General features: G+C 33.7%; 13 protein-coding genes. 6 read left to right on the forward strand and 7 right to left on the reverse strand.

Annotation, left to right across the window (positions count from 1 at the left end; genetic code table 11):
* Window positions 1-109 precede the first annotated feature (109 nt).
* Together P177_RS19400 and P177_RS09330 are read right to left on the reverse strand one after the other, a co-directional pair.
* Window positions 110-1,123: a FecR family protein gene (locus P177_RS19400; protein WP_051941781.1), complete on the reverse strand. Its 1,014-nt coding sequence runs from the start codon at window positions 1,121-1,123 to the stop codon at window positions 110-112.
* 57 nt (window positions 1,124-1,180) lie between these two features.
* The gene (locus P177_RS09330; RefSeq protein WP_051941782.1) at window positions 1,181-1,759 is read right to left on the reverse strand and encodes an RNA polymerase sigma factor; all 579 of its coding nucleotides are present in this window, start codon (window positions 1,757-1,759) and stop codon (window positions 1,181-1,183) included.
* A 200-nt stretch (window positions 1,760-1,959) separates the two neighbouring features.
* Between P177_RS09330 and ychF the strand changes: the two genes are divergently transcribed.
* Window positions 1,960-3,054, forward strand: a complete 1,095-nt coding sequence (ychF, locus tag P177_RS09335; RefSeq protein ID WP_036154163.1) for a redox-regulated ATPase YchF — start codon at window positions 1,960-1,962, stop codon at window positions 3,052-3,054.
* Here the strand turns inward: ychF and P177_RS09340 are convergent.
* Together P177_RS09340 and P177_RS09345 are read right to left on the reverse strand one after the other, a co-directional pair.
* Window positions 3,051-3,344, reverse strand: coding sequence for a chaperone modulator CbpM (locus P177_RS09340; protein ID WP_036154164.1), 294 nt, complete (start codon window positions 3,342-3,344; stop codon window positions 3,051-3,053). The two genes, ychF and P177_RS09340, sit on opposite strands and share 4 nt — an antisense overlap.
* Window position 3,345: 1 nt before the next feature.
* Window positions 3,346-4,251 carry a DnaJ C-terminal domain-containing protein gene (locus tag P177_RS09345; RefSeq protein WP_036154166.1) on the reverse strand — a complete coding sequence of 302 codons (906 nt, stop codon included), beginning with the start codon at window positions 4,249-4,251 and terminating at the stop codon, window positions 3,346-3,348.
* A 238-nt stretch (window positions 4,252-4,489) separates the two neighbouring features.
* Here P177_RS09345 and P177_RS09350 point away from each other — a divergent pair, with 238 nt between their 5' ends.
* The 4 genes from P177_RS09350 to P177_RS09365 all read left to right on the forward strand — a co-directional run bounded on the left by P177_RS09350 (window position 4,490) and on the right by P177_RS09365 (window position 10,545).
* Window positions 4,490-6,355, forward strand: a complete 1,866-nt coding sequence (locus P177_RS09350; RefSeq protein WP_036154168.1) for a DNA topoisomerase IV subunit B — start codon at window positions 4,490-4,492, stop codon at window positions 6,353-6,355.
* A 25-nt stretch (window positions 6,356-6,380) separates the two neighbouring features.
* Entirely contained in the window at window positions 6,381-9,041 is a 2,661-nt protein-coding gene (locus P177_RS09355) for a DNA gyrase/topoisomerase IV subunit A (RefSeq protein ID WP_036154170.1), read from the forward strand.
* Between the two features lie 8 nt (window positions 9,042-9,049).
* The gene (gene mscL / locus P177_RS09360; RefSeq protein WP_036154172.1) at window positions 9,050-9,478 is read left to right on the forward strand and encodes a large-conductance mechanosensitive channel protein MscL; all 429 of its coding nucleotides are present in this window, start codon (window positions 9,050-9,052) and stop codon (window positions 9,476-9,478) included.
* A 110-nt stretch (window positions 9,479-9,588) separates the two neighbouring features.
* Entirely contained in the window at window positions 9,589-10,545 is a 957-nt protein-coding gene (locus tag P177_RS09365) for a sterol desaturase family protein (RefSeq protein WP_036154174.1), read from the forward strand.
* Between the two features lie 112 nt (window positions 10,546-10,657).
* On the opposite strand, the gene P177_RS09370 is transcribed toward P177_RS09365, so the two are convergent.
* The 3 genes from P177_RS09370 to P177_RS09380 all read right to left on the reverse strand — a co-directional run bounded on the left by P177_RS09370 (window position 10,658) and on the right by P177_RS09380 (window position 12,275).
* Entirely contained in the window at window positions 10,658-11,467 is an 810-nt protein-coding gene (locus P177_RS09370) for a TerC family protein (RefSeq protein ID WP_036154176.1), read from the reverse strand.
* A gap of 2 nt (window positions 11,468-11,469) precedes the next feature.
* Window positions 11,470-11,847, reverse strand: coding sequence for a hypothetical protein (locus P177_RS09375; protein ID WP_051941783.1), 378 nt, complete (start codon window positions 11,845-11,847; stop codon window positions 11,470-11,472).
* 71 nt (window positions 11,848-11,918) lie between these two features.
* Entirely contained in the window at window positions 11,919-12,275 is a 357-nt protein-coding gene (locus P177_RS09380; RefSeq protein ID WP_036154177.1) for a helix-turn-helix domain-containing protein, read from the reverse strand.
* 261 nt (window positions 12,276-12,536) lie between these two features.
* Between P177_RS09380 and P177_RS09385 the strand changes: the two genes are divergently transcribed.
* The gene (locus P177_RS09385) at window positions 12,537-13,640 is read left to right on the forward strand and encodes a M14 family metallopeptidase (protein WP_245233020.1); all 1,104 of its coding nucleotides are present in this window, start codon (window positions 12,537-12,539) and stop codon (window positions 13,638-13,640) included.
* Window positions 13,641-13,709: the final 69 nt, after the last annotated feature.

Below are 13,709 nucleotides of genomic sequence, written 5' to 3' on the forward strand. Positions count from 1 at the left end.
CGTTTTCTTTGAGTTCATTAGCAGCTGTTACACTGGTGATGCTTGAAAATAGCATTACCGCAAGCAGCAATCTCATTAGTTTGTTCGTTCTCATAAATAAATAGTTTAGTTAATAAATAGGGTTTTCTTGTACGCGTAAAATATTGTCTTTGTTAGTGATTCTTGTTCCTGTAGCTTTTTCGATAGCGGCAATACAGATTTGTAAATTCTGATTAGGTATACCGCCAGAAATAGGTAAATCTTTTAAATGTTCTGATTCATATTGAACTTTTACTCCGTAAGTAGTTTCTAAGTTGTACATCACCTCTTTTAGCGGAATTTCATTAAAGGCATAAGTACCGCCACGCCATAGCGCGTAGGGGGTTTCTATATCTACTTTTTGGTGCGTTAATTTTTTGCTTTCATTTGAAAAAGAAACCATTTCGCCAGGAATCATTTTGGTGACTTCTCCATTGTTTAGCTCTAAATGAATAGAACCTTCATCAAGCACTACATTGGTTTTCTGTTTTCTAGTATTCACATGAAATTGAGTACCAAGAACTTCAACTTTAAGGTCTTCTGTAATTACCCAGAACTTGGCATTTGTACTAGGTATAGATTTAACTTTGAAGTAAGCTTCTCCTTTTAAGTTAATAAGACGAGGATTGTCATTTTCGTACCATATCTCAGAATTTCCATTTAGTACTACAGAAGTACCATCTGGTAATTTTAAGTCTATTATTTCTCCAAAATTTGTTTTGTGATTGGTTGTTGAGTTATTATTGAAATATGAATAACTGGTGTAGCTTATTAATACAAGTAATACCGCAGCGGCTGCAGTAATTATCGTACTATTTATGGTACGTGTTTTTTTAAACTTAGGTTTTGTAGAAGTTGTTAGGTCTACTTTTTGTAAAACACTTGTCAACGCCTTGTCTACATTATCGTTACTTGGATATTGTTGATTGAAATTGATACCAGTAATAATAGATTTTGCATTTTCTACAATTTCTATATGTTCAGGGTTGTTCTGAATCCAATTATTCCAGTATGTGATATCATTTTTGTTTAAGCCTTTGGCCCAGTTTTCAAATGAAGCATCCGATAAGAAATAATTTAAGTCGAATTTATTTTTGTTGTCCATTTAGTAAGGTGTTCCGTTTATAAGAGCCTGAACGCTTAAAAATATACCCTACTATTTTCAACTTTTTTTCAAAATAGTTTTAATCTGTTGATTTTCAGATGCTATTCTAAGTTTTTTTAATGCTTTTTGTAGTGTGTTTAAAACGCTTTGGTAGTTCATATCCATTACTTCGGCGATGTCAGTTGTAGTCATTCCGCTGTAGTATTTCAAATAAATAGCTTCTTTTTGTCTTGGTGATAATTCATTGATAAGTGTAGCTAGGGTAGAGGTGCAAAGGAATTGAATTTCTTGCTTAATGGATATTTCCTCAATCGAAAAAGTAAAATTTGTTTTAAATAATTGAGCTTCTGATATTGGAATATTATTTTGATTCTTTTGTAATTGTTTTACTAATCTTCTTTTAAATGAAACGAACAAGTATGCTTTTAAGCTATTTATTTTTCCCAAACGCTCTCTATTTTCGAAAAGTTGAATAAAGAAATTTTGGAGGCAATCCTCAGTCAATTCTAGGTTATTGCTCAATTTTAAACCATAAACATGTAGTTGAGGATAATACTTTTTAAAAAGTAAGCTGAACCCATGGGATTCGCCCTTTTTAAAAAAATACCATATAGTTTCATCTGAATGAAGTTCCATAAATTCTTACAAGTTCTTCTGCCAAATTAATAATAATTTATTAAAAAGTGTTAAACATGTTATTTTTTAATACCGAATAGCTAAATAATTTGAATATTAATAGATTAATTTGTAGGAAACCTGTTGAAAGTTATATGTAAAAATTGAATGAAAATTGTCTTAGTAAAAACTATATTTGCATCCTTGAAATATGATTAATTATGAAAGCAGGTATTGTAGGATTGCCAAACGTAGGTAAATCAACACTTTTTAATTGTTTATCCAATGCAAAAGCGCAAAGTGCAAATTTTCCTTTTTGTACGATAGAGCCTAATATAGGTGTAGTAAATGTGCCGGATGCCCGTTTGCAAAAGTTAGAAGAGTTGGTTGATCCAGAAAGAGTTTTGCCTGCCACTGTTGAGATTGTTGATATTGCCGGACTGGTTAAAGGAGCTAGTAAGGGTGAGGGGTTAGGAAATCAGTTTTTGGGAAACATTCGTGAAACAGATGCTATATTACATGTATTGCGTTGTTTTGATAATGACAATATTGTTCATGTAGATGGTAGTGTTGATCCCATTAGAGATAAGGAGACTATTGATATGGAACTTCAATTAAAAGACTTGGAGACCGTTGAAAAGAAATTGGAGAAAGTGAAAAGAGCAGCTAGAACAGGTAATAAAGATTCCCAGAAAGAAGAGGCTGTTTTACTTGCCGTAAAAAACGGATTAGAGGCTGGTACATCGGTAAGGGCTATTGAAATAGAAGAGGAATCTAGACTGGAGTTTGTAAAACCCTTACAGTTTATTACAGATAAGCCAGTGATGTATGTTTGTAATGTAGATGAAGATGCTGCGGTATCTGGTAATGCATATGTTGAAAAAGTGAAAGAAACGGTTGCAGCTGAAAATGCTGAAGTTATTTTCTTAGCGGTTGGTACGGAAGCGGATATTACGGAGTTGGAGACTTATGACGAGCGTCAAATGTTTTTAGAAGATTTAGGTTTGGAAGAGCCTGGTTCTGCTAAGTTGATACGTGGAGCTTATAAGTTACTTGATTTGGAAACTTATTTTACTGCAGGTGTTAAAGAAGTTCGTGCTTGGACTATTCCTGTTGGAGCAACTGCTCCACAAGCTGCGGGAGTTATTCATACCGATTTTGAAAAAGGCTTTATCCGTGCAGAAGTTATCGCTTATGATGACTACGTTGCTCTAGGTAGTGAAGCAAAAGTTAAGGAAGCTGGTAAAATGAGAGTAGAAGGTAAGGAGTACATTGTTAAAGATGGTGATGTAATGCATTTCCGTTTTAATGTTTAATGTTCATATATAGTCAACCGGTCACGTAGTAGTTTTAATTCTTGCTCTAATCGGTTGACTTTTTTTATCATATGGTTTAAGGTGTCTATGCCTTCCATATTAATACCAAGCTCTTCTCGTAATCTATATATGCGTTCAATCTCAACAATATATTGTGGTTCAACATATATTTTATTTTCAATTTGCTGTACTTCGATCATTTCAAATTCTAAAAGGTCATTTATGAATTCCATCGGAGTTTGTGTTCGTTGACAGTATACTTCTATCTGTATGTAGTTTTCTGAATTCATATTATCGTAATTCTGAAAGTTGTTTAAATAATTCTTTTTCTTTTTCTGAAAGCTTTGTAGGCATAATTACTTTGTAGGTAATGTATAAGTCTCCATGAGCACCTTTTTTCTTATAAACCGGCATACCTTTTCCTTTCAATTTCACTTTTGTGTCATTTTGGGTTTCAGGTTTTACTTTTAATTTTACTTTTCCTGTCAAGGTTTCTACTTCTATAGAACTTCCTAGCATGGCATCATATAATGAGATTGATTCATTTTTATATAAATCGTTCTTCACTCTTTTGAAGTTGGTGTTATTGTTTATTTCAAATGTTAAGTATAAATCTCCCTTGGGTCCGCCATTCATACCTTCTCCGCCATAACCGGCAATTTTAATGGTTTGGCCATCTTCAACTCCTGCGGGTATGGTTATCCTAATTTTTTTAGCTCCTAAGTCAAGGGTTTGTTTTTGGTCTTCAAGAATATCTAATAGGTTTAATTTTAAAGTTGCATTTAAGTCTTGACCTTTAAATTGTGTTGATCTTTGTCTTCCTCCACCACTAAAACCACTTCCGGCACCACCGAACATAGATTCAAAGAAATCTGAAAAATCTTCTTGTGACCCGGTAGAACTGGAGTATGTTCTTCTGTTTCCGCCAGAAGAGCTGCGTTGGTTTCTTTTTGCTTCTTCAAAAGCATCGGCATGTTCCCAATCTTTACCGTATTGGTCGTATTTCTTTCTCTTTTCAGGATCACTTAAAACTTCGTTCGCTTCATTTATACGCTGAAATTTTTCTTGTGCGCTCTTATCGTTCGGATTTAAATCTGGATGAAGTTTACGCGCTAATTTCCGATATGCCTTTTTTATATCGGCTTGTGATGCCTTCTTGTCAATTTCAAGAATTTTGTAGTAATCAATAAATTCCATAGCTATTCAAAATCTACATTAAAGATATAAAAAGGATAAAATTATTGTCATGATACATGTCATAATTTAACTTGTCTTTTTTACTAATTTTCAACATTTAACTTTTTCCACAATTGTTGTAAGCACTACGAGCTATCAACAAACACGCTTATTTTATTGTTAATTACTTTAATAGATAGCTATTTTATTTTTTGCTGAGTGGTGCTATCTTTAGCGCAACTATCTTAAACTTTTTTAAATGTCTCAAGACGGAACTCAATATACTGAAGATAATATACGCTCGCTCGATTGGAAAGAACATATCCGATTACGACCTGGTATGTATATCGGTAAATTAGGTGATGGTTCGTCTGCGGATGATGGTATCTATATTTTGTTGAAAGAGGTTATAGATAACTGTATAGATGAGTTTGTAATGGGTGCCGGTAAAACCATTGAAATCTCTATTAAAGATAAAGTGGTAAAAGTTAGGGATTACGGTCGTGGTATACCTTTAGGTAAAGTAGTAGATGTAGTTTCTAAAATGAATACTGGTGGTAAGTACGATAGCCGTGCCTTTAAAAAATCTGTTGGACTAAATGGTGTTGGTACTAAAGCGGTAAATGCCTTGTCCAGTTTTTTTGAGGTTCAATCCTCTAGAGAGAATCAATTAAAAACGGCTCAGTTTAGTTCTGGTAATTTAGAAAAGGAAATTGGTCCTGAGGAAACGGGAAAAAGAAAAGGAACCAAGGTTACATTTATTCCTGATGACACTATCTTCAAAAATTATAAATATAGAAATGAGTATGTAGAACGCATGCTTAAGAACTATGTATACTTAAATCCGGGTTTGACCATTGTTTTCAACGGCGAAAAATTTCATTCTGAAAATGGATTAAAAGATCTTTTAGAGGATAATAATAATGTTGAGGATATGCTGTATCCTGTTATACATTTAAAGGGAGATGATATTGAAGTTGCCATTACGCATAGTAGAACACAGTATAGTGAGGAGTATCATTCTTTTGTTAATGGACAACATACAACGCACGGTGGTACGCACCAAGCTGCTTTCAGGGAGGCTATAGTAAAAACAATTCGTGATTTTTATGGTAAATCATATGATGCATCAGATATAAGGAAATCTATAATTTCTGCCATCTCCATAAAAGTAATGGAGCCCGTTTTTGAAAGTCAGACGAAAACAAAATTGGGGTCGACCGAAATGGGAGGCAATTTTCCAACGGTTAGAACTTATATAAATGATTTTGTTGGTAAATATTTAGATAACTACCTTCATAAGAATGCCGATACTGCAGAGAAGCTTCAGCGTAAAATTATGATGGCAGAGAAGGAGCGTAAAGAGCTTTCTGGGATTAGAAAGTTGGCACGTGACCGAGCTAAGAAAGCTAGTCTTCATAATAAAAAGCTTCGCGATTGCAGAATACATTTAGGTGATATAAAGAAAGATAGGCGATTAGAGACTTCCTTGTTTATTACCGAGGGAGATTCTGCATCTGGATCAATTACAAAATCTAGGGATGTAAATACCCAAGCTGTTTTTAGTCTAAAAGGTAAGCCTTTGAATTCTTACGGTATGTCCAAAAAGATTGTGTATGAGAATGAAGAATTCAATCTTTTACAAGCTGCTTTGAATATAGAGGAGTCTATTGAGGATTTGCGTTACAATAATATCATAATCGCAACCGATGCCGATGTTGATGGTATGCATATTCGTTTGCTATTAATAACCTTCTTTTTACAGTTTTTCCCAGAACTGATCAAAGAGAATCATTTGTATATTTTGCAAACTCCATTATTTAGGGTAAGAAATAAAAAAGAGACTATTTATTGCTACAGTGATGAAGAGCGACAAATGGCAATAAACAAGCTAAGCGGCAAACCTGAAATAACTCGATTTAAAGGGTTGGGTGAAATATCACCAGATGAGTTTAGGCATTTCATTGGTGATGATATTAGATTAGAACCTATTATGCTTGACAAGGCTATGTCTATTGAAGAGCTATTAAGTTTTTATATGGGTAAAAACACCCCTGACAGACAAAAATTCATAATCAATAACCTTAAAGTGGAGGTTGATTTGATAGAAGATAAAGTAGTATAAATTAAGTTAATACGATTGCTTCTGAATGGAAGAAAATGACGATTTGAACGAGGAAATTAACGACAACCTTTCCGGAGAGAATAATGAGAATATTGATTCTTCTGATGCATTAACCAGAGTCTCTGGCATGTATAAAGACTGGTTCTTGGATTACGCATCTTACGTAATTTTAGAGCGAGCGGTACCTGCCATTGAAGACGGATTCAAACCTGTACAGCGCCGTATCATGCATTCGTTAAAAGAACTTGATGATGGTAGATACAATAAAGTCGCCAATGTAGTTGGTCATACCATGCAATATCACCCTCATGGGGATGCTAGTATTGCTGATGCTATGGTGCAGATTGGTCAAAAAGACCTGTTAATTGATACTCAGGGTAACTGGGGTAATATTTTAACGGGTGATAGAGCAGCTGCATCGAGATATATTGAAGCGAGATTATCAAAATTTGCTTTAGAGGTTATTTTTAGCCCCAAAATTACAGAATGGCAGGCTTCTTATGATGGAAGAAAGAAGGAGCCGGTAAACTTGCCGGTAAAATTCCCTCTGTTATTAGCTCAAGGGGCGGAAGGTATTGCTGTTGGTTTATCTACTAAAGTACTTGCTCATAATTTTGTTGAACTAATTGATGCTTCTATTAAGCATCTAAAAGGGCAGCGATTTAAAATCTATCCTGATTTTCCTACAGCTGGTATTATAGATGTTACTAATTACAATGATGGTCTTAGGGGCGGTAAAATTAGAGTCCGCGCAAAAATATCTCAGTTAGATAAGAATACGCTAGTAATCAATGAGATACCTTATGGTACCAATACTGGTAGTTTAATAGATTCAATTTTAAAAGCTAATGACAAGGGTAAGATAAAAATCAAGAAAATAGAGGACAATACTGCCGCCGATGTTGAGATTTTAATACATCTTCCATCGGGTATTTCTCCAGATAGAACTATTGATGCCTTGTATGCTTTTACCTCTTGTGAATCTTCTATTTCTCCTCTTGGGTGTATTATAGAAGACAACAAGCCTTTATTTATTGGAGTAACTGAAATGCTTAAGCGGTCTACCGATTCTACGGTAGATTTGTTGAGACAAGAGCTAGAAATTCAACTTAAAGAGTTAGAAGAGCAGTGGCATTTTGCGTCATTAGAGCGAATTTTTATTGAAAATCGTATTTATCGTGATATCGAGGAAGAGGAAACTTGGGAAGGGGTAATAAATGCTATTGATAAAGGTTTGGCTCTTTTTACGAAACACTTAAAACGTGCGGTAACTGTAGAAGATATTACTAGACTTACAGAAATTCGTATTAAAAGGATATCTAAGTTCGATTTAGATAAGGCTCAACAGCATCTAGAAAGTCTTCAAGAGCGTATTGCAGAGGTTAAGCATCATTTAGCTAATCTCATTGAATTTGCCATTAACTACTTTAAAAATCTAAAAGAAACCTACGGTAAGGATAGAGGTCGTTTGACTGAAATTCGTGTTTTCGATGATATTGAAGCTACAAAAGTTGCTATCAGGAATACGAAACTTTATGTCAATAGGGAAGAAGGTTTTGTGGGTACTTCGTTAAAGAAAGATGAGTATGTGACGGATTGTAGTGATATTGATGATATTATCATGATTACCAGTTCTGGTAAAATGATGGTGTCAAAAGTAGATTCTAAAATATTTGTGGGTAAAGGTATTATCCACGTTGCGGTATTTAAGAAAAAAGATAAACGTACTACCTATAATTTAGTTTACAAAGATGGTAAAGGTGGGGCTACATATATTAAACGCTTTAATGTTACAAGCATAACGAGGGATAGGGAGTATGATTTAACTACTGGTAAGCCGGGGTCTCAAGTATTGTATTTTTCTGCTAACCCAAATGGTGAAGCTGAAGTAATAACGGTTTTATTACGTCAGGTAGGTAGTGTTAAAAAGTTGAAGTGGGATATTGACTTTTCTGATGTTCTCATCAAAGGAAGGGCATCAAAAGGAAATATTGTTACCAAATATTCTGTTAAGCGTATAGAATTGAAAGAAAAAGGGGTTTCTACCCTTAAGCCAAGAAAAATTTGGTTCGATGATGTTGTACGAAGATTGAATGTAGATGGAAGAGGTGAATTATTAGGGGAATTTAAGGGGGATGATCTAATCTTGGTTATAAATCAAAAAGGGGTTGCAAAAACCTTTCTGCCAGTACTTACTTCTCATTTTGATGATGACATGATCGTATTGGAGAAATGGATACCTGAAAAACCTATTTCAGCTATTTATTGGGAAGGTGAAAAGGAGCGATATTATATCAAGAGGTTTTTGATCGAAAACGAAAACAAAGAAGAATTGTTTATTTCCGAGCATCCAAAATCATATTTGGAACTTGTTTCTACAGATTGGAAACCCATGGTTGAAATTGAATTTCCTAAACCAAGAGGTAAGGAAGCAAAAGAAAATGAATCTGTTGATGTTGAAGGTTTTATATCGATTAAGGGTATTAAAGCTTTAGGTAATCAGTTTATTACGGAGAAGGTTAAGAATATAAATCTTCTTGATCCGTTACCGTATGAGCCAGAGGTTCCTGAAGAGGTTGAGAATATTGAAGTGGTAGATGAAGAATCTGTAGCGTCTGGTGATGATGAAGGAAAGTCTAAAGATGAAGATGCCGGGTCGGCAGATGAACCAACATTATTTGATTAGTCAGTGTTATGAAAAAGTTTTTCGAAGAGTTTAAGAACTTTGCCATAAAAGGCAATATGATAGATTTGGCGGTAGGTATTATTATCGGTACTGCATTTAATAAAGTGGTTAGTACTATTGTATCAGCTATTATTATGCCGCCCCTTTCTTTATTGACCGATGATGTTAATCTGTCCAATAAAAAGTGGGTTCTTAGGGAAGCTGCAGAATCCGTAGAAGAGGTAGCCATAGGTTATGGTGAGTTAATTGAATCATTAATAGATTTTGGTATTATAGCGTTTACCATTTTCGTTATGGTTAAATTTATAAATAGATTTAAAGAGAAATCAGAAGACCCTGCTAATAAAGAAGTAGAAACTCCTAAAAACATTGCTATATTGTCAAGTATGGAAAAATTATTGCAGGAGCAAAATGAGATACTTAAAAATAAAAAGTAATTAAATTGTTTAATTATTGAAAAGTCTTATCGTAAGATAGAATGTTAAGATTAGACAAATTCTAAGAATAATTGCTTTTATAACTACCTTTACAAAAAATAAATTATTTAATGGATTTCACTAACCCTCTGGTGTATGGCGCACCAGCTTTTATTGCCTTTATTTTATTAGAATTGACCTATAGTAAAACTCATGGAGATGATGATCTTTATGATTGGAAAGATTTTGCAGCAAGTAGCGCAATGGGAATTGGGTCGGCAATTATTGGCCCTTTGCTTAAAGTAATTTTATTAGTTGTTCTTTTTGAATATGCTTATGAACTGTTTAACCCACTGGTAGACGGTGTAAGAACTAATATTATGGGGTATGAGTCTTTTGGCTACGCTTGGTATGTTTGGTTACTTTGTCAATTGGCGGATGATTTTACATATTATTGGTTTCATAGAGCTAATCATGAAATTAGAATTCTTTGGGCGGCACATATAGTGCACCATTCATCTGACAACTTTAATTTAGGTACCGCTATTCGTAATGGTTGGTTTACGTTGCTTTATAAGCCCTTTTTCTATGTTTGGATGCCTATTATTGGTTTCCCGGTAGAAATGGTGGTAGTTTGTTTGGCTATTGAGTCGTTCTGGCAATTTCAACTGCATTCGCAGTACGTTCCTAAAATGGGATTTATTGAGAAAATATTTAATACGCATACAATGCATCAGGTTCACCACGCACAAAATGTGGAATACCTAGATAAAAACCATGGTGGATTCTTAAATTTCTTTGATAAGATTTTTGGTACTTGGAAAGAGTATGATGAGAATATAGATGTAAAATTTGGTGTAATACATGCTCCAAACTCTAACAATCCTATAGTTATTCTAACTCATGAGTTTAAGGATATTTGGGCAGATACCAAGAAGTCTAAAAAACTAAGTCATAAGTTGATGTACATTTTCGGACCTCCGGGATGGAGCCATGATGGAAGTACAATGACAGTTAAGCAGCAACAGCGTTTGTTTAAAGAGCAAAAAGAAGCTAATCCAAGTGTTTCCTTTGATAGGCCTAATTAAAGCAATCTAAGTAACTAAAATCGGTTTATCGGTTTCTGGTTAATAGTATAAATAAAAATCCCGATTGAGCATAAGCTTTATCGGGATTCTTTTGTTAGAGTTGTAAAGTATTTTAATCTTCTACTTTAGTAATTGGTTTTTTATTCTTTTTCATTCGTAGGTCAAAGAACTCAACCATTAAGGAGAATGCTATTGAGAAATACAGATAACCTTTTGGTATGGTGCCAACTTCATTGCCAAATACAACCAAGTGACATAAATGTGCTGATTCTGCTATAAGCATAAAGCCAATCAGTATTAAGAACGATAGCCCAAGAATTTGTATGGAAGGGTGTCTGTTAACGAACTCACCCACGGGGTTGGCGAATAACATCATAATGACTACAGAAATGACTACTGCAACAATCATTAAAACAAGTGCATCGTTTGGGTTAGGTGAAATTCCGTTGGTCATCCCTATTGCCGTTAGTATGGAATCAAATGAAAACACAATGTTTATTACCGTTATTTGGAGTATAGCATTGGTCAATGATGTTGACCTAGCCTTTTTGACTTCACGTTCATCGTGACCTTTATCTTCAACTTTTTCATGAATTTCCTTGGTACTTTTGTAGAGAAGAAACAATCCGCCTAAGAAAAGGATAATACCTTGTCCACTTATTCCACCAGTGATCCAATTATTATCAAATACCCAAAATGGCTTTTTCATTGAAGTAAGTAGTGTTATACCAAATAATAATACAATACGCATAACCATTGCTAATACAAGACCTATGTTGGTTGCTTTTTTTCGTTGTGCTGAATCTAGTTTTCCTGCGGCTATAGAAATGAAAATAATATTATCTATTCCTAAAACAATTTCAAGAAACGTTAGGGTAAGTAGTGCAATCCAGGCATCTAGATTAGTGAAAATCTCGAACATGGTTAGTTGGTTTTAATTGCGGTTCCGGTTTTTACTATTAATTTTTTATTGGGATCCTTTACGGCACTTTTATACTGGAATGTGTATGATGAATCTGTAGTACTGATAATTTTGTAATGTATAGCTGTCTTGCTATTAATATCTTGTAAGACAAATTCACAATCATTGAACCAGCGGACAGTGGCGCTGTCTATTTTATTCTCATAATAGTCTATACTATAATCTTCTGTCCTAATAAATTTTCCTTCTTTTAAAGTATCATCTATTTCATAGGTAAATTTAAAAGTGCCTGTTTTGTACTTTTCACAATCACGTTCAGGTTCGTAACATGAGCCTAATATTAAGCATAATACAAGGGTCGAGAATATATTTTTCATCATGCTGCAAAATAATGAAAATAGGGGTGAAGTGTTTATAAAAATAGAAGAATACTTCTTTGTTAATATGGATTTTAAAACTCGGTATACGTTTTAAAAGTACCATCATTATAAAACATTATTATTCGTTCTAATTTTTTGTCGGTGTCTTTTTCAATTTTTTCTTTTTTGGTAATTGTTGGGGAGGGATTAGGTGTTATTTCGGTATTAGGAAAGCTGCCTGTGCCGTACAATAGCCATTGTAAATCTACCTCAGGAAAAGCATCGTTTACCTTCATGATGAATTCTAAACTTGGCTTGTTTCTTCCGTTCAGTAAATGAGAAATACTAGAACGTTGCACATTAATTAAATCTGCAAACGCTGCAGATGAGAGTTCGTTGTGTGCTAAAATAGCCTTTAATCTTGAAAGAAAAGAAGTGGTGTCTAGCATGTTTACAAAGTTAATGCAATTTATAATTTAGAATTGTTAATATGGATTGTCTTTATTCTTTAAATAGGATTAACTGATAAAGTTTGACTTTATGTTTGTAAGATTAACTATCTGATTAGTAGAGGTTAATCTTTGTGCGTGTAATATTTGTTAAAATTATAAATTTTGTACGGCTGTGTATTGGTTATATAATATCAGTGAATGTTTACAATTGTAAACAACCGCTGTAGTATTTTTGTATTTTATAAAAGTGGAATGATAATGAAGGAATTGAATTATAATGATATTTATGTCTCGGAAATTTCTGGACGATATATTAATTACGACCATTTAAATGAATTTATAAATGCACTGCCGCAGGAATTTAAAATTAAAGAAGAAGGTAAATCTGTACGCAGTGAATCTATAAAAAGTATTGAGTTTGGAAATGGTTCTCATCGTATTTTAATGTGGTCACAAATGCACGGTAATGAATCTACCACTACCAAAGCTACTATAGATTTATTGAACTATTTTAAAAAAGATTCTACGCATATAAATGAAATTTTAAAAGCATGCACTATAAAAATAATACCCATTTTAAATCCTGATGGTGCTCGGGTCTACACTAGAGTCAATGCAAATAGAATTGATCTTAATAGGGATGCGCAAGATTTAACTCAACCTGAAAGCCGTGTTTTAAAGAGAGTGTATGAAAATTTTAAACCAGACTTTTGTTTTAACCTACATGATCAACGCACCATATTTAATGTTGGTGAAACGAACAAGCCTGCAACAGTATCATTTTTGGCTCCGGCATTTGATCAAGAACGAAACAATTCGCCTTCACGTAAAATAAGTATGCAATTAATTGCTGCTATGAATAGTACGTTACAAGAAGAAATTCCCGGACAAGTTGGTAGGTATGATGATGGGTTTAATGCTAATTGCGTTGGCGATGCCTTTCAAATGAAAAAAACACCTACTATACTGTTTGAGGCAGGTCATTATAGTAATGATTACAACAGGGATATGACCAGGGGTTATATTTTTAAAGCTTTATTAAAAGCTTTAGATACTATTGCTTATAATAAAATTTTAGATTATACAGTAAAACAATATGAAGCTATTCCAGAAAATGGAAAGCAATTTGTAGACATTTTAGTTCTCAATCCAGATTTTACTGTAAATAAATTGACCAAAAGCGGTATTGTTGCTATACAGTATAAAGAAGTATTAAAAGATAAGAAATTGGAATTTGTGACAGGCCTACACGTTTTTGAAAAAGAACCAACAGAGATTTTTGGTCATAAAACCTTGAATTGCAATGATGAAAAAGATATGGAATGGCTAAAAAGTAACGATTTGTTGAATCTACTTGTGTGATTTTTGTTATCTTATTTCTTTGAAATAGTGAAATTGTTTACGGTTTCATTAAAAAAAATGAAGTTTCAA

The sequence above is a fragment of the Maribacter forsetii DSM 18668 genome (genome assembly GCF_000744105.1).
GTDB lineage: Bacteria > Bacteroidota > Bacteroidia > Flavobacteriales > Flavobacteriaceae > Maribacter > Maribacter forsetii.